24 protein-coding genes are annotated in these 23215 nt (G+C 72.1%); 4 read left to right on the top strand and 20 right to left on the bottom strand.

Annotated elements, in window-relative coordinates:
* Positions 1-17: 17 nt before the first annotated feature.
* The 6 genes from mpaC to ACE1OC_RS41975 form a co-directional block, all read right to left on the bottom strand.
* Positions 18-1223, bottom strand: a complete 1206-nt coding sequence (mpaC, locus tag ACE1OC_RS42000) for a daptide-type RiPP biosynthesis dehydogenase (RefSeq protein ID WP_407841939.1) — start codon at positions 1221-1223, stop codon at positions 18-20.
* Positions 1220-2524, bottom strand: coding sequence for a daptide-type RiPP biosynthesis aminotransferase (gene mpaD / locus ACE1OC_RS41995; RefSeq protein WP_407841938.1), 1305 nt, complete (start codon positions 2522-2524; stop codon positions 1220-1222). Before mpaD ends, mpaC begins: the two co-directional genes overlap by 4 nt.
* On the bottom strand, positions 2524-3351 hold the full coding sequence (gene mpaM, locus ACE1OC_RS41990) for a daptide-type RiPP biosynthesis methyltransferase (RefSeq protein WP_407841937.1): 828 nt from the start codon (positions 3349-3351) through the stop codon (positions 2524-2526). Before mpaM ends, mpaD begins: the two co-directional genes overlap by 1 nt.
* Positions 3351-4433 carry a daptide biosynthesis RiPP recognition protein gene (gene mpaB / locus ACE1OC_RS41985; RefSeq protein WP_407841936.1) on the bottom strand — a complete coding sequence of 361 codons (1083 nt, stop codon included), beginning with the start codon at positions 4431-4433 and terminating at the stop codon, positions 3351-3353. Before mpaB ends, mpaM begins: the two co-directional genes overlap by 1 nt.
* A 145-nt stretch (positions 4434-4578) precedes the next feature.
* Positions 4579-5565: an LLM class flavin-dependent oxidoreductase gene (locus ACE1OC_RS41980; protein ID WP_407841935.1), complete on the bottom strand. Its 987-nt coding sequence runs from the start codon at positions 5563-5565 to the stop codon at positions 4579-4581.
* A gap of 172 nt (positions 5566-5737) precedes the next feature.
* Positions 5738-5935 (bottom strand): hypothetical protein, encoded by a 198-nt coding sequence (locus tag ACE1OC_RS41975; RefSeq protein ID WP_351442087.1) that lies wholly within the window; start codon positions 5933-5935, stop codon positions 5738-5740.
* A 300-nt stretch (positions 5936-6235) separates the two neighbouring features.
* On the opposite strand from ACE1OC_RS41975, the gene ACE1OC_RS41970 reads away from it, so the two are divergent.
* Positions 6236-7252, top strand: coding sequence for a helix-turn-helix transcriptional regulator (locus ACE1OC_RS41970; protein ID WP_407841934.1), 1017 nt, complete (start codon positions 6236-6238; stop codon positions 7250-7252).
* A 97-nt stretch (positions 7253-7349) separates the two neighbouring features.
* On the opposite strand, the gene ACE1OC_RS41965 is transcribed toward ACE1OC_RS41970, so the two are convergent.
* From ACE1OC_RS41965 to ACE1OC_RS41910, 12 genes are all read right to left on the bottom strand, one after another.
* Positions 7350-7517: a hypothetical protein gene (locus tag ACE1OC_RS41965; RefSeq protein WP_389690503.1), complete on the bottom strand. Its 168-nt coding sequence runs from the start codon at positions 7515-7517 to the stop codon at positions 7350-7352.
* A 240-nt stretch (positions 7518-7757) separates the two neighbouring features.
* Positions 7758-8321: a TetR/AcrR family transcriptional regulator gene (locus tag ACE1OC_RS41960; RefSeq protein WP_407841933.1), complete on the bottom strand. Its 564-nt coding sequence runs from the start codon at positions 8319-8321 to the stop codon at positions 7758-7760.
* Positions 8314-9150, bottom strand: a complete 837-nt coding sequence (locus ACE1OC_RS41955; RefSeq protein ID WP_407841932.1) for an alpha/beta fold hydrolase — start codon at positions 9148-9150, stop codon at positions 8314-8316. The genes ACE1OC_RS41960 and ACE1OC_RS41955 overlap by 8 nt, the downstream gene beginning before the upstream one ends.
* A 19-nt stretch (positions 9151-9169) precedes the next feature.
* Entirely contained in the window at positions 9170-9952 is a 783-nt protein-coding gene (locus ACE1OC_RS41950) for an ABC transporter permease (protein ID WP_407841931.1), read from the bottom strand.
* Positions 9949-10968: an ATP-binding cassette domain-containing protein gene (locus ACE1OC_RS41945; protein ID WP_407841930.1), complete on the bottom strand. Its 1020-nt coding sequence runs from the start codon at positions 10966-10968 to the stop codon at positions 9949-9951. Before ACE1OC_RS41945 ends, ACE1OC_RS41950 begins: the two co-directional genes overlap by 4 nt.
* A gap of 112 nt (positions 10969-11080) precedes the next feature.
* Positions 11081-11932 (bottom strand): DUF4097 family beta strand repeat-containing protein, encoded by an 852-nt coding sequence (locus ACE1OC_RS41940; RefSeq protein ID WP_407841929.1) that lies wholly within the window; start codon positions 11930-11932, stop codon positions 11081-11083.
* Between the two features lie 97 nt (positions 11933-12029).
* Positions 12030-12557, bottom strand: coding sequence for a hypothetical protein (locus ACE1OC_RS41935; protein ID WP_407841928.1), 528 nt, complete (start codon positions 12555-12557; stop codon positions 12030-12032).
* 359 nt (positions 12558-12916) lie between these two features.
* The gene (locus tag ACE1OC_RS41930; protein WP_407841927.1) at positions 12917-13489 is read right to left on the bottom strand and encodes a CGNR zinc finger domain-containing protein; all 573 of its coding nucleotides are present in this window, start codon (positions 13487-13489) and stop codon (positions 12917-12919) included.
* Positions 13490-13512: 23 nt separating this feature from the next.
* Positions 13513-14181: a TetR family transcriptional regulator gene (locus ACE1OC_RS41925; RefSeq protein ID WP_407841926.1), complete on the bottom strand. Its 669-nt coding sequence runs from the start codon at positions 14179-14181 to the stop codon at positions 13513-13515.
* An 82-nt stretch (positions 14182-14263) separates the two neighbouring features.
* Entirely contained in the window at positions 14264-15919 is a 1656-nt protein-coding gene (locus ACE1OC_RS41920; protein ID WP_407841925.1) for an AMP-binding protein, read from the bottom strand.
* Entirely contained in the window at positions 15916-16716 is an 801-nt protein-coding gene (locus ACE1OC_RS41915) for a class I SAM-dependent methyltransferase (RefSeq protein ID WP_250744302.1), read from the bottom strand. Before ACE1OC_RS41915 ends, ACE1OC_RS41920 begins: the two co-directional genes overlap by 4 nt.
* Before the next feature lie 73 nt (positions 16717-16789).
* A complete protein-coding gene (locus ACE1OC_RS41910) occupies positions 16790-17743 on the bottom strand; it encodes a helix-turn-helix domain-containing protein (protein WP_407841924.1) in 954 nt (317 codons plus the stop codon).
* A gap of 258 nt (positions 17744-18001) precedes the next feature.
* On the opposite strand from ACE1OC_RS41910, the gene gap reads away from it, so the two are divergent.
* The 3 genes from gap (at position 18002) to hisC (ending at position 21279) form a co-directional block, all read left to right on the top strand.
* Positions 18002-19009 carry a type I glyceraldehyde-3-phosphate dehydrogenase gene (gene gap, locus ACE1OC_RS41905; RefSeq protein WP_407841923.1) on the top strand — a complete coding sequence of 336 codons (1008 nt, stop codon included), beginning with the start codon at positions 18002-18004 and terminating at the stop codon, positions 19007-19009.
* Positions 19010-19090: 81 nt separating this feature from the next.
* Positions 19091-20005 carry a pyridoxamine 5'-phosphate oxidase family protein gene (locus ACE1OC_RS41900; protein ID WP_250744305.1) on the top strand — a complete coding sequence of 305 codons (915 nt, stop codon included), beginning with the start codon at positions 19091-19093 and terminating at the stop codon, positions 20003-20005.
* A gap of 185 nt (positions 20006-20190) precedes the next feature.
* Positions 20191-21279: a histidinol-phosphate transaminase gene (hisC, locus tag ACE1OC_RS41895; protein WP_407841922.1), complete on the top strand. Its 1089-nt coding sequence runs from the start codon at positions 20191-20193 to the stop codon at positions 21277-21279.
* 15 nt (positions 21280-21294) lie between these two features.
* On the opposite strand, the gene ACE1OC_RS41890 is transcribed toward hisC, so the two are convergent.
* Together ACE1OC_RS41890 and ACE1OC_RS41885 are read right to left on the bottom strand one after the other, a co-directional pair.
* Positions 21295-21699 (bottom strand): hypothetical protein, encoded by a 405-nt coding sequence (locus tag ACE1OC_RS41890; protein ID WP_407841921.1) that lies wholly within the window; start codon positions 21697-21699, stop codon positions 21295-21297.
* A 66-nt stretch (positions 21700-21765) separates the two neighbouring features.
* Positions 21766-22407 carry a hypothetical protein gene (locus tag ACE1OC_RS41885; RefSeq protein WP_407841920.1) on the bottom strand — a complete coding sequence of 214 codons (642 nt, stop codon included), beginning with the start codon at positions 22405-22407 and terminating at the stop codon, positions 21766-21768.
* Positions 22408-23215 lie beyond the last annotated feature (808 nt).

Genomic DNA, 23215 nt, shown 5'->3' with positions numbered 1-23215 from the left:
GGGTGCGGCGCGGGTGTTCAGGCCGCTTCGCTGAGCAGGGCGTTGACGTCGGCGGCGCGCAGGCCGCCGAGCATCGGGAGGCCCGCGCCCCAGGCCCGTACGGTCCTGCGGGCCACCGCGTCGAGCAGCTGCGGGGTGACGGCGATGTCGCGGACGATGCCCCAGCGGTTCATCAGGGCGCTGATCCCTGCCACCGGCTCGGCGGGCAGCGGGTCGCCGCTGCTGTCGGCCGAGCGGAGCAGTTCCCAGATCCCCCGCAGGCGGGCGGCGGAGCCGAGCCGGGTGTCGCCGGCGAGGACGGCCCGCCACAGGGCCGGCAGGATGGCCGCGACGGCGGTCATCTTGCGGATGCCCAGGGCGCTGGAGAGTTCGTTGGCGATCATCCAGCCCTCGGTGCTGAACAGGTCCCTGCCGTAGCAGAGCCAGGTGGACTGGGTCAGTCCGCTCAGCCGGGCCAGGTCGGTGCGGAGCGTGGCGTCGGGGGCCTGCCCGTCGGCCAGTTGCCGGGCCAGTGCTCCGCCGAGGCGGACCAGCTGGGTGGCGGCGGTCTGGGCGAGGGCGTCCTCGACGGCTCGGTCGGTCAGGTTGCCGACGTAGGGGCCCACCGTGCGGAAGACCGCTTCGAGGGCTCCTTCGATCAGCAGCTCGCCGGGCAGGGTCTCGGTGGCGGCCGGGTCCAGCAGGGCCGCGTCGGGGGCGAGGGCGTCGCCCATGACGAGCCGCTTGCCGCTGTTGTGCGGCAGGCAGGCGACCCGGCTGAGTTCGGATCCGGTGCCGACCGTGGTGGGTACGGCGAGCAGCGGACGGGTGCGGCGGGTGCGCGGGTCCAGGGTGAGCAGTCCGCTGCGGCCGGTGGTGCGCAGGGCCGCGCGGGCCCGCTCGTCCCCGTGGGCCACGGACAGGAGCTTGGCCCGGTCCAGGAGGGCTCCGCCGCCGATGACGGCGACGAGTGCGGCGTCGGCGGTGGCGCGGGCCAGGGCGAGGATCTCGTCCGGGCCTCCGTCTCCGTCGGGGACGATGGTGTGGGTGGTGTGTCCCGCCCGGTCCAGTTCCGCGGTCACCAGGGCGGTGATGCGGGAGTTCGCGACGGCCGGGTCGAGGAGCAGGGCGGTGACGGGACGGCTCCCCGCTGCCGGGTGGGCGTCGTCGAAGTCCGCCAGCCAGTCGCTGAGCCCTTCGGGGCCGATGAGCAGCCGGGTGGATCCGGACCAGGCGATGTTCACCGCGGTCCTCCCGCGAAACTCTCCACGCCCGTCCGTACGGCTTCCATGAGGGCGTCGATCTCGGCGTCCGTCGCGGTGAGCGGCGGCATGATCTGGATGCCGTGGACGCCGGCGTGGACGATGGCGCCCGCCGCCCGGATGGCGGTGATCTGGTCGAGGACCCGGGCCTGCGGCAGGGGTTCGCCGTCGGCGGTGACGATGCGCAGGGAGCGGAAGAGGCCGCGGCCGTCATGGGAGTCGAAGAGGGGGTGTTCGGCGACGAGCCGGTCCAGGTGGGCGCCGAGGGTCTCGGCGGCGCGCCGGCCCCGGGAGACGGCGTCGAGGCGGCGCATCTCCTCGATGGTGGCGATGATCGCGGCGCAGGTGACGGGGGTGCCGGCCTGGGTTTCGCCGTGGGTCAACGTGGCGTCGGCTTCGCGGAAGGCGTCGGCGATGGTCCGGGAGACGATGACGGCGGCGGCCGCGCAGGTGCCGTTGGTCAGGCCCTTGGAGGTGACCAGCAGGTCGGGGCGTTCGCTCCACAGCTGGGAGGCGAACATCGACCCGGTGCGGCCGAATCCGGTGGCCACCTCGTCGGCGGCGAGCAGGAACCCGTGTTCCTCGCGGAGCCGGAAGAGGGTCTGGAGGTACTCGTCGGTGAGGGGGACGGCCCCGCTGCCGAGGACGGGTTCGACGACGACGGCCGCGATCTGGGATCCCTGGGCCCGCATCAGCTTCTCGATGTCGGCCGGGTCGTTGGGGGTGACGTGGCGCACCAGGCGCTGGTCGACCCCGTAGACCTGCTGGCCGAGGTTCTCGCCGGTGAGGGCGAAGCCGCCGAAGGTCAGGCCGTGGTAGCTGCCGCGCAGCCCCACGATGATCTTGCGCTTCTCGGCGCCGCGCAGGGCGTGGTAGTGCCGGGCGGTCTTCATGACCAGGTCGTTGGCCGCGCCGCCGGAGGTGGAGAAGAGGACGCGGGCGAAGTGGTCGGCTCCGCAGAGCTCCACCAGGGCCTCGGCGGCCCGCCGGGCGTAGGGGTGTTCGTAGCGGAAGACGCTCAGGTACGAGGCGTTGAGCAGGGCCTGGTGGCAGGCCTCGGCGATGTGCCGGTTGCCGTGGCCGAGGTTGGCGTTCCACAGGCCCGAGTCGCCGTCGAGGAGTTCGCTTCCGTCGGCGAACCGTACGTACATCCCCTCGGCGGAGACGGCGCAGATGCCGTCGTCGCCGTGGGCGGAGGGCGGGAGCAGGGAGGTCCACAGGGCCGGGTGGCCGTGGTCGGGAGCCTCGTCCCGTCCTGTCAGGGTGGGCAGGGCGGTGGTCATCACAGGGCCTCGGCTTCCAGGAGGACGTCGTGGTGGCGGCCGCCGCCGGGGATGGGCGTGGTGGAGCGGATGGCGAAGCCGGCGGCTTCGAGCTCGGCGACCAGCAGCGGTGCGGGCATCACGCCGATGGTGGTGGTGGCGACGTGGACGGGGCCTTCGGCCGGCGGGTCCGCGGGGATGACGGTGACCGTGCGGGAGCTGTTGCCCGAGGTCCACTGTTCGATCATCCGGTAGGAGCGGCCGGTGATCTCGCCGGGGGCGAGGATCTCGCTCTCGTCGCTGCCGTCGTCGGCGGCGTCCACCTCGACGGTGGTGAGCAGGAACCTGCCGCCGGGCGCCAGGTGTTCCCGTACGCAGCGGTAGAGGCCGGGGCGGGCCTCCGGCGGGAGGAGGGAGATGGAGGTGGTGCCGAGGACGACGGCGCCGAAGCGGCGGCCGAGCGAGAAGTCACTCATGTCGGCCTGGACGGGGGTGCAGCGTCCCCGGAGGGAGGCCGGGGTGGCGGCGAGCCTCTCCCTGAGCAGTCCGATCATGTGGCCGGAGAGTTCGAGAGCGGTGACCTCGCGGCCGAGGGCCAGGAAGGGGAAGGTCAGCCGTCCGGAGCCGGCGGCGAGGTCGAGGACCGGGCCGGGGATGCGGCGCAGGGTGGAGAGGAGTTCGCGGACCTCGTGCGGGGTGGTGCCGGCGATGTCGTGGTAGACGGGGGCGCCGGCCTCGTCGTAGAGGTCGCACAGGACGGCGCGGTCTCCGAGTTCGGCGACGGCCTCGGCGGCGCGGCCGGTCAGGCCGGTGCCCGCGGCGGCGGGGCTGAGCAGCATGGCGCCCATCAGCGGGTCGCTCCTTCCGTGGCGTCGGGGGTGGCGGTGCGGGGGGCGGCGGACTCGGTGAGAGGCAGTCCGATGCCGGAGAAGTAGGCGGCGACGGCGTCGACGGTGGCCGGGTCGGCGTAGTCGGCGGCGGCCTGGGCGGTGCCGGTGACGAGGAGGGCTTCGGCGGCCTGGGCGGCGTCGAGGGAGAGGGCGATGGTGCGGCGGTCCCCGGGGTGGTGGATCAGGGCCTGCTCGGCGTTGAACAGCAGCACCGGGATGTCGCCGGAGGTGTCCTGGGGGACGGGGTGGCCGGCGAGGGCCGGGACGAGGCGGCCGCCGAAGCCGGAGACGCGGGGGTTTTCGAGGCCTCGGGTGACGGCTTCGCGGATGGCGCCGACGGCGGCCAGGTAGCGGGAGATCCAGGGGCGGGCGGCGAGCTGCTCGCGGCGCAGCTCCTCGTCGAGCACGCCGGCCAGGGCTCCGGCGGAGTCCTCCCAGGCCCGGTGCAGTGCGGCGGCGGGGGTGCCGACGGGGCCGAGGGACGCGGCGCCGGGGGCGACGCTCACGGCTCCGTCGGCGGCGACGTAGAGGCGCAGGGCCGGGCCGTCGCCGGCGCCGTTGCCGCCGAGGGCTCCGAGGTCGGCGAGCTGGACCGAGGGGTGGGTCAGGAAGGCGGAGAACTCGCCGTCGTTCAGGGCCCGGTCGGCGTCCTCCAGGAAGGCCTGGAAGTCGGCTTCCTCGACGATGCGGACCAGGGTGGGTCCGAGGACGGAGAGGTAGGGGGTGATCGAGTACGCCTGTACCTGGAGGTAGAAGTCGGGGTGCAGGCCGGCCTCCGCGCCGGGTTCGCCGAGGGAGCCCTGCCAGACGATGACCTGGGCGCCGGTGGCCTCGTGGGGCTCGGGCTCGGCGGTCGGCTCGTCCCCGGGGACCAGGACGACGGTGCCGGGGCCGGCCACTCCGCTGCCGAGCAGGGCGTCGAGGTGGGCGGCGTCCTCCAGGACGACCGTCGCGGTGAACGGCGGGCGGGGGGCGAGTGCGGCCAGGGGGCGTCCGGTGCCCCACTGCAAGGCGTGGGCCTTGACCGAAGTGAGTGTCATGAACATGCCTAACGTGAGTGCGTGGGTGGACGCGGGCGCCTGATGACGCGGAGCTGGAGGGGGATCGGCCGGGGGCGGCCGGAAGTCCGAGGGGGTGCGAGCGGGCAGGGGGTGCCGACGGGCGGCGGTTCCGGGACGCCTCCGGTCAGGAGGCGAGTCCGAGGACCGTGAGCAGGGTGCGCAGTTCACGGCTCGCCGCCTGGGCGCCGTACAGCTGGGCCACGCCCGTGACGTTGAGGACGATCTCGTCGACGCCCGCCTCGCGGAAGGCTTCGAGTTTCGCGAGGAGCTCGGCGGGCTCCCCGTAGAGGAAGGCGTCGCCCGCGACCAGGGCCGCGCCCCGCGCGCTCTCGTCCTGCGCCTGCGAACCGGTGGCGGCGGGGAGTTCCACACCGCCGCGCCGGAGCATGTCCTGGTAGTGCGCCGCCTTCAGGTGGTGCCGGTTGGAGGCCAGGGCGAGGCGTACGGGGTCCCGGTCGGGCGCCGCCAGGGCGATCGGCACCATGGCCACCACCTTGGGCGCCGGCCGGTCCGCGCTCTCGGCGCTCTTGGTCACCTCGGGCACGATGGTGTCGGCCAGGTAGCGGGCCGGGGTGAGCCAGCAGATCGCCGCGTCGGCCACCTCTCCGGCCACCCTCGCCATGCCGGGGCGCAGGACCCCGAGCCCGATCTCGACGCGCGGTCCGGGCACCGGCGGGAGCAGCGCCTCCTGGTGCAGGTACTCCCCCTCCAGGACCGCGTCCGTACCGTCGAGGGCGGCGCGTACGGCGGTCAGGTACTCCCGGGCGGCGGTGAGCGGACTCCGGTACGGGGCTCCGAGCAGGGCCTTCTGCACCGCGGGGGCTCCCGGCCCGTAGCCCGCGAGGACCGGCTGCCCGGTCATCAGCGCGAGCGAACGGGCCTGGAGGGCGGCCTCCGTGGGGTGGCGCAGCGGCATCAGGGTCACTCCGAGCCCGACGGGGACCCTGAATCCGGCGCCGGCGGCGTGGGCGAAGGCCTGGTGGGTCTCGGTGACCAGGCTCTGTCCCTGCCAGAGCCGTTCGGCTCCGGTCCAGTGGACGAGCCCGGCGAAGGGCAGGAGCTGCTCGGGGCGGCTCGGGACGAAGGGAACGAGCACCGAGTAGGCGGTCATCGGACTTTCTCTCCTTGTGCTCGGGGTCCGGAAGTTCTTTTCCGGGAGCCGGATGATTGAAGATCGGAAGGGGCGAGGAAGATCGAATATCTCGGGAACGGGCCGCCGGGGGGAATTCCGGGTCGGAGATCATCTGCCGATCTCTTCCGGAAGGACGCTCCGGGAGGAGGTGCTAGTCCCAGTTGTGGGTGTCGCGGCCCGGGATGATCACGCAGACGCCGGGGAGCGGGAGGCCCGCCGGAATCGGTACGCAGACCTGGGTGCCGGGGGTGGGAAGCGGGGCGGGGGCGGGGGCGTCGGCGTTCGCGGTGCCGGCACCGGCCAGGCCGATCAGTACGGCGGCGGCGAGAGTGACGCTGAGGCGCTTCATCACGGTGGTTCCCCCTCGGTTTTCGGTCCGTCCCGGACCCGGCTCTTTCCCGCCCGGCTCCGGTGGCCTCCGGTGTTTCCCCGGCGGCTCCTTGTGACCACAACTCTGCCGCTCGGAAAGGCTGCGTTCGAGGGCTGTCACGCGCAGCTTGCTGCGTTCTGCGAGGGCACTTACTGCACCGTCCATGGTCCCCTTCCACACCGGGCCCCGGAAGCGGAATGGATCATTGCCGTAGCCTGGACCCGGGGTAACAGGTAGATCTAGGCCAGGTAATGACCGGCCACGGCGTTGGAGGAATCCATGGGGGATCCGGATCTGGCGTTTCTCGATATCGATCCGGAGGACGAACGCTTCTACCGCGTCCTCCTCAGGAGCGGCGGCGCAGATCCCGAACAGCTCGTGCGGCACGCCGATTTGGACGAGGAGGCGGTACGCGTCCTGCGCGAACGGGCCACGGCCTTAGGCCTCGCCGCGATGACCGACGGGCTGCTGCGCCCGGTCAGTCCCGCCAAGGCGGTGCAGCACCTGATCGACGCCCGGCTCACCCGGATGCGGCAGGAGCTGGAGACGAAGGCGGCGGCGGACGCGATCGTGGCCTCGCTGCTCGCGGAACGGGACGCGGCCACGACCTCGGACGCGATCGCGGGGGCGGACCGACCCCCCATGGAACGGCTGATGGGCATCGAGCAGGTGCGGGCCGCCATCGACGAGCTGACCTTCTTCACCCGGTCGGAGTCCATGACCACCTGGCCCTCGGGGGTGATGCGGCCCGAGATCATCGAGACCTCCCGGCCGGCCGACGCCCGCATCCTGCGGCGCGGCATCCGGATGCGCAGCCTGTTCGGGGCGGCCGCGCTGGACGATCCGGCCACGATGGCGTACTTGCGGGAGATGGTCGGCAAGGGGGCGGAGGTGCGGGTGTCCCGCCTGGACCTGGAGCGCATCCTCATCTTCGACCGGGCCGCGGCGCTGACGCCGATCGACCCCTCCGACAGCAAGCGGGGAGCGCTCCTGACCCGTGAACCGGGCCTGGTGACCACGCTGGTGTCCCTCTTCGACCGGATGTGGGGACAGGCGCAGGAGATACCGGCGGCGGCGGACGAGGAGGGTCCGGCGGTGGCGGGCGAGCGCCCGACCGAACTGGAGCGGCGGATCCTGGAGTCGCTGTGCACGGCCGACAAGGACGAGAACGGGGCGCGGGACGTGGGCATCTCGGTGCGGACGTACCGCAAGTACGTGGCGACGCTGATGCACCGGCTCGACGCGTCGAACCGGTTCCACGCGGCGCTGCTCGCGCGGGAGCGCGGCTGGATCTGAGCGGGGCGGCCCGGGTGGCCGCCCGGTAAGCACGGAGTCCGCGTCGGAGGTGCTCCCCCGTCGCGGACTCCGGTTAAGCCGGTTGGGACGGCCACGACTAAGAGCGGGACCGCTGGAGGGCGCGGGCGCAGGAGAGCACGCCGACGGCGAGCACACCCATGACCACGTACCGCGCGGTGCCGTCGAACAGCACGGTGGACGAGGCCAGGAGGGCGATCAGCACACCGGTCGTGACGGCGAGCGGGTTCTTCTGGGTCTGGGCCATGGTGGTGGCTCCTTCGGAAGCGGGGATGGCCATTCCACTCTGACAGCGGGGCCCGTCCGCCCGGCCCGGTTGCGGGTGCAGCTTCCGGCATTCCGGCTCGCAGCATCCTGCGAGCCGGCCGCACCGGACCGCCGTCGCGGCACCGTCATCCGGCCTCCGCGGTGTGCGAGCAGCCGCCGCGCCGCCGCTCGGCCTCCTAGGGCCTCGGCGGGGGGCGGGCCTTCGGTTCGGGCCGCCGGGTCAGTGCGGGGCGCGCGGCGTGCGCAGGCCCGTGACGACCATGTGCGTCAGGAGGGCGTAACTCTCGTCCAGGCCTTCGGGAAGGGCGAAACCGCCGCCGGTTTCGAGGGAGACGAAGCCGTGGGCGGTGGCGCGCAGGCAGCGGGCCGCGTGGACGGCCTCGGAGTCCTCCAGGCCGTAGGCGCGCAGGGTGGCGAAGAGGATGGTGATGAGGCGTTCCCCGGCTTCGGCCGTCCGCGGTTCGGGGCTGTGCAGCAGGGCCGCGTACCGGTGGGGGTGGCGCAGGGCGTAGCTGCGCCAGGCCGTCATGAACGCGCGGATCGCCTCGTCGGCGGAGCGGCCGATGACGGCCACGCCGATCTCGTCCGCCATCTCGTTCATGATCCGCGCCGACAGGAGGTCGCGGAGCTCGGCGAGGCTGCGCACGTGCTTGTAGAGGGAGGGGGTCGCCACGCCCGCCCGGCCCGCCACCGCCGAGAGGGTCAGGCCCGCCGGCCCCTCCGCGTCGACCAGGTGCAGGGCCACGTCGACCACCGCGGCGGCCGAGAGCGAGGCCCTAGGCACGGGCGGCCTCCTTCAGGAAGGACACGATGGCCGCGGCGGTTTCGGCGGGGAACTGTGCGTGGGCGTAGTGGCCCGCGCCCTCGATCGTGACGAGGCGGCCGCGCCCGGCGGGCAGTTCGGCGACGATGGCCGCGCCCTCGGCGACCGGGTCGGCCCAGTCGCAGTCGAGGTCGCCCTCGACGATCAGCGCGGGGCACCCGACGTCGCCCAGGCGGGCGCCCGCGTCGGTGGGGGCGGACATCCCCATCTTTGCGACGACGGCCATCCGGCCCGGCCGCCCCAGGTCGGCGTCGAGCGCCGCGAGGTGGGCGGCGTGGCCGGCGGGGCGGGTGCCCGGGTAGGCGTGGTCGAGGTAGCGCTTCCACAGCCCGGTGCTGCGCAGGATGCCGGTGCCGAGCAGCAGGAGCATGCCCTTGCGGTAGCGGGCGTTGGAGCCCATGGCGCCGAAGTCGATCTTCTGCGCCCTGGTGAACGGACTGATCTCGACGACGGCGTCGACCAGCGCCGGCTCCTGCGCCGCCGCGATGGTGGCGGCGCCGCCGGCGAAGGAGTGGCCGACGATGACGGCCGGTCCGCCGAGGTGCCGGATCAGGCCGAGCAGGTCGCCCGCCACGTCGGTACGGGTGTACGAGGCCCAGCCGGTGCTCGATTCCCCGTGTCCGCGCAGGTCGGTGGAGGCGACGCGGTACCCGGCGGCGACGAGGAGGGACGCGGTCTCGCGGTAGGCCGCGCGGTTGTCGCCCATGCCGTGGGCGAGCAGGATCAGCGGGCCCTCGCCCGTGACCTCGTACGCGAGCCGTCCGCCTTCGGTGTTCAGAAACTCCGTCATGACCCGTCCCCCCACACCGCTACTTCGGGTCGCTGTTGAACTTCGCGGCCGACCAGAAGTAGCCGAGGACGACGAGGGCCAGGCACCAGGCAAGTGCGATCCACCCGTTGTGGCCGATCTCGGTACCGAGCAGCAGCCCGCGCAGGGTCTCGATGGCCGGGGTGAAGGGCTGGTACTCCGCGATCGGCCGGAACCAGCCCGGCATCCCCTCGACGGGGACGAAGGCGCTGGAGAGCAGCGGCAGCAGGATCATCGGCAGCGCATTGTTGCTCGCGGCCTCGGCGTTCGGGCTGATCAGCCCCATGCCCACGGCGATCCAGGTCAGCGCCAGAGCGAACAGCACGAGCAGCCCGAACGCCGCGAACCATTCCAGGACGGTGGCGTCCGTGGAGCGGAAACCGATGGCCACCGCGACGGCACCCACGAGGACGACGCTCGCGATCGACTGCAGCACGCTGCCGACGACGTGCCCGATGAGCACCGAGCCTCGGTGGATCGCCATCGTCCGGAAGCGGGCGATGATGCCCTCGCTCATGTCGTTGGAGACCGACACCGCCGTGCCGATGGTGGTGCTGCCGATGGTCATCAGCAGCAGGCCCGGCACGAGGTAGGCGATGTAGTCGGAGCGGTCGCCGCCGATACCCGCACTCATCACGTCACCGAAGATGTAGACGAACAGCAGCAGGAGCATGATCGGCGTGAGCAGCAGGTTCAGCGTGAGGGACGGATAGCGGCGCGCGTGCAGGAGGTTGCGGCGCAGCATCGTGGACGAATCGCGGACGGCGAGGGCGAGAGTGCTCATCGGACGTTCTCCTTGGACTGAGCAGGCAGGCTGGACTGGCTGGGACGGGGGTCGGTGCCGGTCAGGGCGAAGAACACGTCGTCGAGGTCGGGAGTGTGCACGGTGAGCTCGTCCGCCTCGATACCCGCCGCATCCAGCCGGCCGAGAAGGGAACGCAGCTCACGCTGGCTGCCGTCGCCGGGGACCCGCAGCGCGAGCGCCTCGTCGTCCCGGGCGGCCTCGCCGAGCGCGGCCACCGCGGCCCGGTACACGGCCGGGTCGGAGAACCGCAGCCGCACGTGCCCGCCGGGGATCAGCCGCTTCAACTCCTCCGCGGTCCCCTGGGCCGCGATCCGGCCGTCGTTCAACACCGCGATCTGATCGGCGAGCTGATCGGCCTCCTCCAAGTACTGCGTGGTGAGGAAGACCGTCACACCACCCGAGACCAGCCCACGGATGATCTGCCACATGTTGTGACGGGAACGCGGGTCCAGACCGGTGGTCGGCTCGTCGAGGAAGATGATCCGCGGATCACCCACCAGCGTCATCGCAATGTCGAGGCGACGCTTCATCCCGCCCGAGTACGTCGAGGCCGGCTTCTTCGCCGCCTCCGTCAGGTCGAACCGCTCCAACAACTCGGCCGCCACCCGCCGCCCCTCACCCCTCGACAGGTGATGCAGGTCCGCCATGAGGAGCATGTTCTCCTCCCCGGTGATCAGACCGTCCACGGCCGAGAACTGACCCGTGACCCCGATGGCCGCCCGCACCGCCTGCGGATCGGCCGCGAGGTCATGGCCGCCGACCCGGGACTGACCGCCGTCGGCGGTGATGAGCGTGGACAGGATCTTCACGACGGTGGTCTTGCCGGCGCCGTTGGGGCCGAGCAGTGCGAACACGGACCCGGCCGGGATGCTCAGATCGATGCCGTCGAGGACGGTCTTGTCCCCGTAGGACTTGCGCAGGCCGACGGCGGAGACGGCCGCCGGAGACGGGTGACCGTCCGCTCGATGTGATGTGGGCATGACAGAAGAAGGCATGAGGCCCTCCATTCGAAGGCTGAAGTGACGGGGGGGAGAGACGACGCGGAAGGGAAAGAAGTCCCTGGTCAGGGCCTGGTCAGGGCCTGACCAGGGCCCGGTCAGGGCTTGTTCAGGCCCCGGAGGCCAGGGCGCGGCGGACGTCGATGTTGCCGTACTTCGTCCGGGCGCGGACCTTGACGGTGTCCGCGCTCCCCTCCGGGCTCCCGGACGCGGTGAGCGTGTTGCGCACCTGGCCGGAGCCCGAGCTGACGTCGAGCCAGGCGGCCGTACCCTCGCGGACGCCGACCTCGATGGCCCCGTAGGAGGTCTCCAGCTCCACGGTGCCGCGGGCGACTTCGCCCACCCGCAGGGTTCCGTGGGCGGTCTTGGCGGTGACCGAGTCCTCGGCCCGCCGGATCTCGATGTCACCGTTGGCACCGCTCACCCGCAGCTCGCCGATGGCGGCGCCGACGGTCGTGGTGCCGTGCGAGTTCTTCAGGACGGCGGGGCCGTCGACGAAGCCGAGGCGCAGGCTGCCGGAGCTGGTGGTGATCTCGGTCGCGCCCTCGGCCCGGTCCACGGTGATCGAGCCGTGCGACGCGGTCAGCTTGAGCGGGCCGGTCGTGTCGAGGCGGACGTCGCCGGACGAGGTCTTCACCCGGACCTCGCCGAGCCGCCCCTCGCCTACCACCTGGGTCCAGGCGCCGGTCGTGTCGACCCTCGAGCCCGTGGGCAGTTCGACCGTCACGTCGACGATGCCGGGCTTGCCGAACGGGTTGGACTTGGGCGTCCTGACGGTCAGCACGCCGCCCGCAAACGTGACCTCGGTCTGCTCGGCGGTCCGTACGTCCTTGTCGCGCTTCGGGTCCCGGGGCTGGACCGCGACGACGGTGTCGCGGCGGTCGCCCGCGGTGAACTGGATGGAACCGGCCTCCACGTGTGCGGTGACCGAGATCGCTTCGGAGGTGTCGAAAGAAGGCATGGCTGTCCCGTCCTCTTGGGTCTTCCGGGCGTCCCCGCTGGTGGGACGTGGTGTGGGCGAACTGATACGTGCGATGCGATGCGGTGGGGGAGCCGGGCTAACGGACCCAGCCCGTGAAGCTCTGTCCCACGCTCTGGGACTTCTCCGTCGTACGGGGCCGGGCGCCGCCGTCGACCGCGGCCGATACGGCGCGCACCAGCCAGGCGTTGACCGACAGTCCCTCGCGGCTCGCAGCCTCCTCGGCGCGGGCCTTCAGGTGGGCCGGCAGACGCAGGTTGACGCGGGCGGTGCCACCCTCGTCGCCGTCGGCGGCCGCGTGCGGCGCGAGCGGTTCGGCGAACGGGGCGGCGGAGGCCGGCTCCGCGGGGGCGTGGCTCTCGCCGGCCGGCACCGTCACCACGAACTCGGGGTCGAGCCCCCGCAGCCGTACGTCGACCGATCCGGGGGCGAGTTCACGGGTGATCTCGTCCATCGCGGCGGAGAGCACGTTGAGCAGGGTCAGCCGGGTGGCCGACTCCAGGGGGGCGGTGAGCCTCTCGGCCAGCTTGCGGGCTTCGTCGCCGCCGGCCTCGGCGGCGACGGCGAGCTCTTGGCGGAGGGTGGTGACGTAGGGCGTGAGGTCCATGTCGCACAGCATGGCACAGCGATGGCGCCATGTCGAGCCAATGTGGCACCACTCCGCCACACGGTGGCGTCGACGGACCTGAACATGCTGGTCAGCGCGGTGGCGCCATCTTGCGCCACAGTGACACCAGGCGGCACCACCGCTGCGCGGGCCCCGCACCTCGAACGCCGGCGAGGCTGGGTTCATCCAGCCCCGCCGGCGTTTGAGGAGCGGGGGTCCGGGGGCTGGCCCCCGGCAACGGCGCCGCACGCGGCAACAGGTCCGGGCGCAGCCCGGGGAACGGTGGAAGGGCGGATAGGGGACTCCGCCCCGCGCAGCGGCACACCCCGGAGCCGGGGCGGGCCGGGGCCGGGCCGGCGTCAGGCCGTGGAGGCCGTCCGGCGGGCGTAGTGGCGGGCCGCCTTCGCCCGGTTCCCGCACCCCGTGCTCGTGCACCACCGACGGGTGCCGTTGCGACTGACGTCGTGGAACAGCAACCCACACGTCGGGTTGGCGCAACTGCGCACCCGGTCCCGCGCGGTACTGAGCAGCCGGAGATAGTCCGACGCCACGAGGTACCCGAGCAGGCGGCCCGAGTCGGGCGCCTCCAGCCGCTCGACGGGCCCGGCGGCCGTGAGGAGCCGGCGGACCCGGCCCGCGTCGAGCAGCCGGTTGAAGGCGTCGAACGCCATCGGCCCCGCATCGGCGCGCCCGGCCACACCGGCCAGCGCGGTACGGGCGGCCCGAACGGCGGTCAGGGTGGTCCGGTCGGCCCGCAGCTCGCCGCTGGCGTACGCGGCGGCCGCCCGGGACCCGGCCAGCCAGCACGCGAGGCCGGCGGTGGAGTCCAGCAGGTCGTAGCGGCCGTACCGGTCGTGCCAGAGGGTGTTGAGGAGGTCCAGGCTGAGCGGCTCGCCGGTCAGCGGACGCGGATCGGGCGCGCTCGTCGCCACGGCCGCCCCTGCTCGGTCCACGCTCACCCCCGCGGCCCGAGGCGCACTGGTTCGGGAAAGGCCGCGAAGGCGCAGTACGGCGACGAGCCCTCGGCGCGGTACAGCTCCACGGCCTGCGGCGCCGCGAGGATCCCCGGCAGGATCAGCTGCCACAGCCGGGTCAGGTGCCCGCGCAGCGGCCCGCAGGAACGGCCCGGGCGGTCCGCCTCCGCGCGCAGGCACACGTCCATCCCGATCAGTGAGTACACGAGCTGCGCGGCCGTTCCCCAGGGGTCGGCCGCTCCGGCCAGGGCGTCGGCCAGCTCCTCGCGGACGGCATCGGTCCAGGCGACGCTGCCGTCGGGGTAGTGCACGAACTCCCGGGTCAGCCGGGCGCCCGCCCGTACGACGGGGTCGTGCCCGAGCCGCCCGGCGACCGCGTGCGTGATGTCGACGGCGGCCTGCAAGGGCCGGATCCCGCGGTGCGGTATCTCGCCCAGGGCACCCACGATCGCCTGCCGGGCTTCGGTGCGCACGGCTCTGACCAGGTCGTCCTTGGCGGGGAAGTGGTACATCAAGGCGCCCTTGGTCACTCCCGCGGCGGTGCAGATGACGGCGAGCGAGGCCCCTTCGTAGCCGTAGAGGTCGATTGCCTTGGCGGCACCGTTGATCAGAGCCCGGCGCGTCCGCTCGGCTCGCTCCTGCTGCGCCATGGGCGCTCCTCGTGCGTAGGGGATGGAGACGTACGGGTGGTGCGGTCCGGGCGGGCCCGCCCGGACCGCACCACCCGTACGATCAGGCCGCGGTGCCGGCCGGGACGGAGGCCAGGCTGTCCTCGAAGCTCTTGCGGAGCTGGGCACGGCGGAGCTTGCCGATGCCGGTCTTGGGGATCTCGGACCGGTCGACGGGCAGCAGGTGCGGTACGTCGACGCCCAGCCGCTCCCGGACCCGCTCGCGGATCCGCTCGCCCTGTTCCCCGGTGATGGCGCCGGAGCGCGGGCTGAAGAAGACCGCGAGCTCCTCGGCGCCGCCGGGCTCGGCGGTGACCAGGGAGGCGACGGTGTACGAGGGCTCGATGAAGTCGAGTTCCTCGACGGCGGCCTCGATCTCGTGGCCGTGGTAGGCGATCTCCCCGAGCTGGATGACGTCGTCGGTGCGGCCGGTGACGGTGAGGATGCCGTTCTCCACGTACGCCAGGTCGCCGGTCTTGAACCAGCCGTCGTCCGTGAAGGACTGCCGGTTCTGCACGGGGTTGTCGTAGTACCCGGAGGTGATGGTCGAACCGGTGACCTGGAGGCGGCCGGTGACGCCCCACGGCACGAGGGCGCCGTGCTCGTCGACGACGCGGATGCGGGTACCGGGCTGCGGGCGGCCGACGGGCACGTAGCGGTCGTCGCCGGCCGCGGCCTCGGTGAACTGGCAGTCGGCCACACCGGCGGTGGTCTCGGACATGCCCCAGCCGGGGAACATGGCGGTGGCGGGCAGCCCGTAGGGGGCCAGCAGGTCCAGGAAGCGGCGGACGACGCCGGAGCGGACGGCCTCGCCGCCGTTCATGATGTAGCGCAGCGGGCTCAGGTCCCAGCCTCGGCCCTCGAAGCGGTCGGCCTGGTCGTTGACGAGCACGAAGGCGAAGTTGGGCGCCCAGGTGGTGTCGGCCCGGTGGGCGGAGACGGCGTCGAGCCAGCGCAGCGGGTCTTCCAGGACCCACTGGATCTTGGCGTGGACCTGGGCGGCGCCGAGGAAGACGTCGCGCGCGTGGAACATGACGAGGCCGCCGATGTGGTCCAGCGGCATCCAGTTGAAGGTGCGGGTGTCCGCGTCGAGCTTGTTCACGCGGGAGGTGGCCGCGCTGCGCGTGAGGATGTTGCGGTGGGTCAGGGTGACGGCCTTGGGCACGCCGGTGCTGCCGGAGGTGAGCAGCAGGACGGCCGGGTCCACGGCGTCCGGCTCGTGCCAGGCGAGGTCCGGCTCGTGCGCGGTGCGCAGGCTCGCCACGTCGCCCAGGTGGGCGGCGGTCCAGCCGGCGTCGGCGGTGACGGCGGGCGCGATCTCCTGGCCGGTGCCGGTCAGGACGCGGGGGCGGCCGTAGCCGGCCCAGACGCGCTCCAGCAGGCCGGGGCCGTTGGCCGCGTCGGCGCTGACGGGCAGGGGCAGGAAGCCGCCGAGGATGCAGGCCCAGAAGCCGGAGAGGAGGTCGGCGTCGTCGGCGGACTGCAGGATGATCTTCTCGCCGATCGCGGCGCCGGAGGCGCGCAGGCCGGCCAGGACGCGCGAGGCGGCGTCGAGGAGCTCGGCGTAGCTCTGGTGGAGCTCGGTGCCGTCGGCGCGGATGTACGTCACCCCGCGGCCCTCGCTCTCGGCGACGGCGCGGACGAGGGCGGCGCCGAGGTGCGCGACGCCGGTTTCGGGGGCGGGCCCGCCGTCGAGCAGCGATATGCCGGTGCCGGTCATGCCTGGTTCTCCTCTTGCTGAGCGGTGTCGGACGCGGTGTCGGCGGGGGTCGCGGTGGCCACGATGACGAGCGGGCCCCGGCCGTGGAAGGGCGCGGGCTCCTTGCGGAACCCGCCGTACTCGGCCGTGATGGTCAGTCCCGCCGCGGCCAGCAGTTCGCGGACCTCGGGCCCGGTCAGGACGGCCTGGTCGAAGAAGTTGTCGTACATGGCGACCGTGCCGTCCGCGGTGCGGACCAGCAGGGTCTCCTCGTTGCGCCAGTTCGCGGCGTGCGCGTTGATGAACTGGCGGGCCAGGCGGGTGATGAGGACCCCGTCCCGGCGGTGGTGGCCGACGCTGTTGGGCTGGAAGGAGTCGACGAAGTTCAGCAGGTGGCCGAATTCCAGGACGACCTGCCCGCCGGGGTTCAGCAGCTCGCGGACGGAGCGCAGGACGGCCGGGAGCCGGCCGCGGTCCAGGTAGTTCAGCGTCATGAAGAGGCTGTACACGAGGTCGTAGCGCTCGTCGGTGCGGTACTCCTCGGCGCGGGCCTCCACGTAGGAGATGCCCTCGTCGCCGGCGGCCCGGGCGTACTCCAGGAACGCGGCGCTCTGGTCGACGCCGGTGCCGCGGTGGCCGCGCTCGCGCAGGGCGCGCAGGTTGGAGCCGGTGCCGCAGCCCAGGTCGAGTACGGTGCCCGCGTCGGGGAGCAGGGACGCGAGGAACTCCGTCTCGGCGTCGAGGTTGCGGAAGTCCTTCCGCATGATCTCGTAGTACTCACCGGGGAATTCGAAGCTCGTGCCGGTCAAATCCGTCATCCTCCTCGGATGTCAGTGCGCGTCGGTCGTCGGTGCTCGGCGGTGCTCGTCGGTGCTCGTCGGCGGCGGTCCCCTACGTGGGCACGGCCTCGCGCATGGTCCGGTAGCCGCGCGGGGTGAGGCCGTACCGGTCGCGGAAGAGCCGGCTGAAGTGCGAGGCCTGGTAGAGGCCGGACCGTTCGCCGATGACCCCGACGGGCAGGTGTTCGAGCCGCGGGTCGCGCAGCTCCGACCGGCAGCGGGCGAGGCGCTCGTCCCGGATCCACCGGGCAGGGCTGGTCCCCTGCTCCTGGAAGATCCGCTGGAGGTAGCGCAGCGAGACGTTGTGGTGCTCGGCGATCGCCTGCGGGGTGAGGTCGGGGTCGGAGAGCCGTGCGCGGATGTACGCCTGGATGCCCAGCATGAGGTCGTGCCGGGCCACCTCGTCCTCGGCGGCGACATTGCGCAGCCGGTCGGCGAGGACGGCCGCGGTCAGGCCCGCCACGGTGGCGCCGACCCGGTCGACGGCGGCGTGGATCTCGGTGCCGTGGTCGTGGAGTCCGGCGAGGAGCTGGGAGAGCAGGGCGCCCGCGCCCATCCGTCCGCACCAGCCGGTGGCGGTGAGCTTGGCGGTGTCGCCGGCCGACATGCCGAGGTGCCGGTGCGGCAGCTGGACCTCGACCAGGTGGAAGGGCCGGGGCAGCACGAGGCGGTACGGGCGGCTGGTGTCGCAGCAGATGATCTGCGGGCCGCTCGCCTGGCCTCGGCGGCCGTCCTGGTGCACCTGGATCTCGCCGGCCAGCGCCCGGAACACCCTCAGGGACTCGGAGGGGTCGGGGCGGATGTGGCGACCGGGGCGTACGGCCTCGTGGGCCTCCCCGGTGACGAGGGAGATCGTGACGTCTCCGAACTCGCGGCGGACGGTGGTCCCGTACACGGACTCGCTGTGTGTGCGGATGACCCGCGCCGTGCAGGGGGCGGGTGCGGCGAGCGCTGGACTGCGGTCCGGCACGAATGCGCTCGGCACGCGGAGGGGCAGCATGTCCATCGTTCTCCTCGCTCCGGGAAGCGTCCTGTCATGACAAGCAAGCCCATAGAAACATACCTTCATGCAGGTACTCGCCTGCCATCAGATGTTCCAATCACCTGGGCCCCACGTCGGCTTCTCCTGCGCAAACAGGCCATGAACAGGCGCATTTACGCAAGCCAACCCACAAGTCGCCCGGTACAGTTGAGGACGAGGACTGGCCGGACAACGCGGCTTCACGTGCGGTCATGGATGTAGTTTCCGAACGAGGGGTATCACGTGACGATCAAGGTCGGCATCAACGGATTCGGCCGCATCGGCCGCAGCTTCTTCCGCGCCGCCCTTCAGCGGGGCACCGGCCTGGAGGTGGTTGCCGTCAACGACCTCACCGACGCCGCAACGCTGGCCCACCTGCTCAAGTACGACAGCACGCTCGGCAAGCTCGGCCACGACGTGAAGTCCGTCGAGGGCAACCTCGTCATCGACGGGCGCACCATACGCGTGACCGCCGAGCGCGACCCCGCGAAGCTTCCGTGGGGCGAGCTGGAGGTGGACGTGGTCATCGAGTCCACCGGCGTCTTCACCGACGCGCACAAGGCCCGCGCCCACCTGGAGGCCGGTGCACGCAAGGTCATCATCAGCGCGCCCTCGAAGAACGAGGACCTGACGATCGCCTTCGGCATCAACGACGACCTCTACGACCCGGCCGTGCACGACATCGTCTCCAACGCCTCGTGCACGACCAACTGCCTGGCCCCGCTGGCCAAGGTCCTCGACGACGCGCTCGGCATCGAGCACGGCCTGATGACCACGGTCCACGCCTATACCGCGGACCAGAACCTCCAGGACGGTCCGCACAGCGACCTGCGCCGCGCCCGCTCGGCGGCGACGAACACCGTGCCGACCACCACCGGCGCCGCCAAGGCGATCGGCCTGGTCCTGCCGCAGCTCAAGGGCAAGCTCGACGGGTACGCGCTGCGCGTGCCGATCCCGACGGGCTCGGCCACCGACCTCACCGTCCGCGTCGGCCGCGCGACGACGGCCGAGGAGGTCAACGAGATCTTCGCGAAGGCCGCCGAGGGACCCCTCGCGGGCATCCTCACCTACACCGACGAGCCGATCGTCTCCAGCGACATCGTCACCGACCCCGCGTCGTGCATCTTCGACTCGGGCCTGACCAAGGTGATCGGCGACGGCCGCCAGGTCAAGATCGTCGGCTGGTACGACAACGAGTGGGGCTTCTCCAACCGTGTCGTGGACACCGCCCTGCTGATCGGCGCCCGCTGACCGGCGCCCCGTAGACGGGCGCCCGCCGACGGCAACCCCGTCGGCCGTGGCGCCCGTCCCGACCGGAGGATCCCCATTCCCGTGATCAAGACCCCCCATCACGAGGGTGAACAGGCCGTCCAGAAGCAGGCCGGCGAAGGCGGTCCCGGCTGGGGATCGCCGATGTTCGACGACGTGATCCAGCCCGGCTTCGACCAGTACCTGATGCGCCAGCGCATGCTCTTCCTGGGCGGCGCCGACGCGACGGGCGCCATGTGGTCCTCGCTGGTCACGGGCGACCCCGGCTTCGCCCTGCCCACGAGCCGGCGCACGATCACGCTGTCCTCCTTGCCCGTGCCGGGCGATCCGCTCGCCGAAGCCTTCGCCGAGACGGCCGACATCGGGCTGCTCGCCCTCGAACCGCACACGACGACCCGGATCCGGATCAACGGCGTGGCGCGGCGCGAAGGGGACTCCCTCCACATCCGCACCGAGCAGGTCCTGGGCAACTGCCCCAAGTACCTCCAGGTACGGGTCCCGGTCGCGGACGGGCCCGCGTCGGCGACCCGGGAGACCCGGGACGGCGACGCGCTGACGCCCGAGCAGGAGAAGTGGATCCGCGGCGCGGACACCTTCTTCATCGCCAGTCAGGCCGACGGCTACGGCGCGGACTCCTCGCACCGGGGCGGCGACCCCGGTTTCGTCACGGTGGCGGGACCGCGCAGGCTCGTATGGCCCGACTACTTCGGCAATTCCTTCTACATGACCTTGGGCAATCTGCAGCTCAACGAGAACTGCGGACTGCTCTTCCTGGACTGGGAGTCCGGCCACACCCTGCAACTGACGGGCAAGGCTCGGATCAACTGGGCCGAGGGGGACCGGGCCGACGTGCCCGGAGCCCTGCGGATGTGCGAGTTCGACATCGAACGCGTGGTGCAGATCGACGGGGCGACCCGGCTGCGCTGGGCGTTCGGCGGTCCCTCGCCCTACAACCCGCCGGCACCGGCGCGGGGCTGAACCCCCTCAGCCCCCGCGCCGTCCCCCTCCCCCGGTCCCCTGGTCCCCGTCCGGCCGTGCCGCCTCCCCCGTCGGTGCGGCCGGACGGTGTTGTACCCCCTGCCCGGCACGCCGCCCATCCGCCCGAGGACCACCCCGCCCGAGGACTCTCCCGTTCGAGGACTCCCCCGCTTAAGGACTCCGCCATGCCCGCCACGCCCGCCACGCCCGGTCCCGTCCTGCCCCGGCTGCGCGCCGACGTCTCGACGGTCCCCGCCTACGTGCCGGGCCGCGCGGCCCGCGACGAGTTCGTCGACAAGCTCTCCTCGAACGAGAACCCGTACCCGCCGCTCCCGTCGGTGATCGCCGCGGTCGAGACCTGGCTGGGCCGCCTCAACCGCTACCCCGACCCCACCGCGGCCGAGCTCGTCGCGGAACTCTCCGGGCGCCTCGACGTGCCCGCCGACCACCTGGTGCTGGGCACCGGCTCGGTCGGCATCACCCAGCACCTGGTCGCCGCCGCGGCGGGCCCGGGCGACGAGGTCGTCTTCGCCTGGCGCTCGTTCGAGGCGTACCCGCTGCTGACCTGGGCCGCCGGGGCGACCTCCGTCCAGGTCCCGCTGCGCGACGAGACCCACGACCTGGACGCACTGGCCGACGCGGTCACCGACCGCACCCGCCTGGTCTTCGTCTGCAACCCGAACAACCCGACCGGCACCGCCGTGCGCCGCGCCGAGCTGGAACGCTTCCTGGACCGCGTGCCGGCCGACGTCCTGATCGTCATCGACGAGGCCTACCGCGAGTTCGTCGACGCCGCCGAGGACATCCCGGACGGCATCGACCTCTACCGGGACCGCCCCAACGTGGCGGTGCTGCGCACCTTCTCCAAGGCCTACGGACTGGCCGCGCTCCGCGTGGGTTACGCGGTGGCCCATCCGCACGTGACGGCGGCCCTGCGCGCCTGCTCCGTGCCGCTCGGCGTGAGCGGCCCCGCCCAGGCCGCCGCCCTGGCCTCCCTGCGGGCCACCGAGGAACTCCGCGAGCGGGTGGCCGACCTGGTGGCGGAACGCGACCGCGTCAGCGCCGGCCTGCGCGCGGAGGGGTACGAAGTCCCCGCCAGCCACGCCAACTTCGTCTGGCTGCGCCTGGGCTCGCGCACCTCCTACTTCGCGGACGCCTGCGAGGCGGCCGGCCTGATGGTCCGCCCCTTCGGCGACGAGGGCGTCCGCATCACGATCGGCTCCCCGGACGCGAACGACCGCCTCCTGAAGACGGCGGCTCACTGGAACCACTGAGCCGGCGCCTCCGGTTCAGGCGACCCCTAGCTTCGGGCGGCCGCCCGGAGCAGGCGGGGTCTGGTGGTACGTCGGCAGCTTCAGGTTGGGCAGGTCCCCCGCCTGGATGCGGACGAAGGCCGCGCGGAACGCCGCCTCCATGGTCTCGGGGTTCTCGTACTTCGCCGCGAGCGGGTGAAGCCGGTACGAGTTGCCCTTGCGCTCCTCGCTGCGCGGTCTGAGCACGATGTTCAGATCGCACAGCGGCGCCATGAGCCCGCTGACGGCCTGGGGCGTGACCCCGTACTCGACCGCCATGTCCTTCTGGCGGACCGACAGCGCTCCCCCGAAGTCGCTGCGGGAGACGAGGTACTGGAGGAACTTGACGGCGGACCCTGACAGAGGCAGGGCCCAGATGCGCTCCGCAATGATCGGAGACATGACGTTAGCCACGGGGAGACAGTCTTCCTCTGGAAGGGGTACGTGTACGGGGGTCCGGCAGCGTGATCACCCGGTGCGCCTCTTGCCGCGAACGGTCTGCTCGACGGCGAAGCCGAGGTCGAGCTCTTCCTGACACGCGCCTTGCGGACCCACCGCGTACGGGAACGCCTCGGTGTCGTGCTCGTGGCGGTCGGCGATCTCTCCGAGCACCTGGTGCTGGGCCGTGCTGTTGCCGTGGAACCACAGGCGCACGTTGATCTGGATGCGGCCGTTGCCGGCCTTCTCCACCCAGTTGTAGCCGCACAGCGCCTGCACGGCGCGGTTGACCGTGGACCGCGTGATCATCTTGCCGCCCTTCTGCGCGGCGATCCTGTTCAGTCCGTCCGTGATCTCCTGCTGCGTGTACTGGGTGATGCCGGTCCCCGGAAGCTGCCCGCCGGCCACGAAGAGGAACACACAGAGCTGGGACTTGGTGATGCTGTTCGCGACGGCGAGCTGCGCCAGCAGCTGCGTGAACCAGTTGCTGGCCAGGCTGTAGCCGGCGTCTCCGGCCATGTCGTGGACGGCTCTCGGATCCGCCGCGTACTCGAAGTGGACTCCCGTGAGCCGACGACGCCCGCCGGGATCGGCGCCCTGCGCCGCCTGCTCCCCGAGCTGTCGGCCCAGGACGGCCAGGATGTCTCCGTACTCGGCTTCGTCCCCTGCCACCGTGGGAGCGGGAACAGGCCGGGGCCCGCGCTGCCGATGACGGGCGGGCGGCTCAGATGTCATAGGACCTCCTCGTGGCTCAGGCAGTCCGAGGCTATCCAAAAAATCAAGCCACGCTTGTCTTTTGCCGCATCCGCACACCCGAACTCACCCCTGCGTGGAGGCCTGTTCGACCGAGGTGCCGAAACTCCGTCATGCGTGAAGTTCCCTCGTCGCCAAGTGCCGGAAATCCACGACTGCTTGATTTTCGCGTGTCGCGATACCGACACATTCGCGCGCCCGGGCGTTCGAGTGAAGCGTCCTGACGCCGCTCCACCCAACTCTGTGACCTGCGGCGATCGAAGGCCGATCAGAGTCACACGAAACTCCACAGGTGCTTTAGTTTTCCGCGAAATGTGCTCGCCAGGGCTACATTTCAAAGCACCAAATGTGTCCTGGGGGACACATGGCCTGGGACATACAGGCAGGTCAGAAGCTCAAGCTGGCGGCGCCCTCTTACTAAGAGCAACGTGACCGACGGCATCAACAGGCGCCATCCCTCAGTGAGCTGAGCCTCGGAGCACCCGCCGCCCGACCCCCTGACAACGGGCGCCTGCCATGCGACTCCCCTTCCCACACCTCAGCCGACCCACCCTGACTTCCTCCGGCCCGCGCCTTCGTACGGTGCCTGCGCCGCCCCCTCCTCAGCCCGCTCCGTCCTGGACCACGCTTTTCCTCCCGTCCCTCATGCCCAGTGAGGGCGCCCAGCGCCCGAGGGGTGCCCCGGCGACCGTCAGGGAGCCGGGGCAGGGCATGAGGGGGAGCGGGT

Origin of the sequence: Streptomyces stoeckheimensis (genome assembly GCF_045822005.1) — a bacterium.
GTDB classification, from domain to species: domain Bacteria; phylum Actinomycetota; class Actinomycetes; order Streptomycetales; family Streptomycetaceae; genus Streptomyces; species Streptomyces stoeckheimensis.
This window is presented reverse-complemented; position numbering and strand designations above follow the sequence as displayed.

Excerpts from the sequence above, each read along its gene's own strand:
- ACE1OC_RS41915 (WP_250744302.1), bottom strand. The coding sequence starts at position 16,716 with ATGACGGATTTGACCGGCACGAGCTTCGAATTCCCCGGTGAGTACTAC.
- ACE1OC_RS41975 (WP_351442087.1), bottom strand. The coding sequence starts at position 5,935 with ATGAAGCGCCTCAGCGTCACTCTCGCCGCCGCCGTACTGATCGGCCTG.
- ACE1OC_RS41935 (WP_407841928.1), bottom strand. The coding sequence starts at position 12,557 with ATGGACCTCACGCCCTACGTCACCACCCTCCGCCAAGAGCTCGCCGTC.
- ACE1OC_RS41945 (WP_407841930.1), bottom strand. The coding sequence starts at position 10,968 with ATGCCTTCTTCTGTCATGCCCACATCACATCGAGCGGACGGTCACCCG.
- mpaB (WP_407841936.1), bottom strand. The coding sequence starts at position 4,433 with ATGACACTCACTTCGGTCAAGGCCCACGCCTTGCAGTGGGGCACCGGA.
- ACE1OC_RS41910 (WP_407841924.1), bottom strand. The coding sequence starts at position 17,743 with ATGGACATGCTGCCCCTCCGCGTGCCGAGCGCATTCGTGCCGGACCGC.
- ACE1OC_RS41955 (WP_407841932.1), bottom strand. The coding sequence starts at position 9,150 with ATGACGGAGTTTCTGAACACCGAAGGCGGACGGCTCGCGTACGAGGTC.
- ACE1OC_RS41970 (WP_407841934.1), top strand. The coding sequence starts at position 6,236 with ATGGGGGATCCGGATCTGGCGTTTCTCGATATCGATCCGGAGGACGAA.
- ACE1OC_RS41925 (WP_407841926.1), bottom strand. The coding sequence starts at position 14,181 with ATGGCGCAGCAGGAGCGAGCCGAGCGGACGCGCCGGGCTCTGATCAAC.
- ACE1OC_RS41920 (WP_407841925.1), bottom strand. The coding sequence starts at position 15,919 with ATGACCGGCACCGGCATATCGCTGCTCGACGGCGGGCCCGCCCCCGAA.
- mpaD (WP_407841938.1), bottom strand. The coding sequence starts at position 2,524 with ATGACCACCGCCCTGCCCACCCTGACAGGACGGGACGAGGCTCCCGAC.
- ACE1OC_RS41940 (WP_407841929.1), bottom strand. The coding sequence starts at position 11,932 with ATGCCTTCTTTCGACACCTCCGAAGCGATCTCGGTCACCGCACACGTG.
- ACE1OC_RS41950 (WP_407841931.1), bottom strand. The coding sequence starts at position 9,952 with ATGAGCACTCTCGCCCTCGCCGTCCGCGATTCGTCCACGATGCTGCGC.
- mpaM (WP_407841937.1), bottom strand. The coding sequence starts at position 3,351 with ATGGGCGCCATGCTGCTCAGCCCCGCCGCCGCGGGCACCGGCCTGACC.
- ACE1OC_RS41965 (WP_389690503.1), bottom strand. The coding sequence starts at position 7,517 with ATGGCCCAGACCCAGAAGAACCCGCTCGCCGTCACGACCGGTGTGCTG.
- ACE1OC_RS41890 (WP_407841921.1), bottom strand. The coding sequence starts at position 21,699 with ATGTCTCCGATCATTGCGGAGCGCATCTGGGCCCTGCCTCTGTCAGGG.
- ACE1OC_RS41980 (WP_407841935.1), bottom strand. The coding sequence starts at position 5,565 with ATGACCGCCTACTCGGTGCTCGTTCCCTTCGTCCCGAGCCGCCCCGAG.
- hisC (WP_407841922.1), top strand. The coding sequence starts at position 20,191 with ATGCCCGCCACGCCCGCCACGCCCGGTCCCGTCCTGCCCCGGCTGCGC.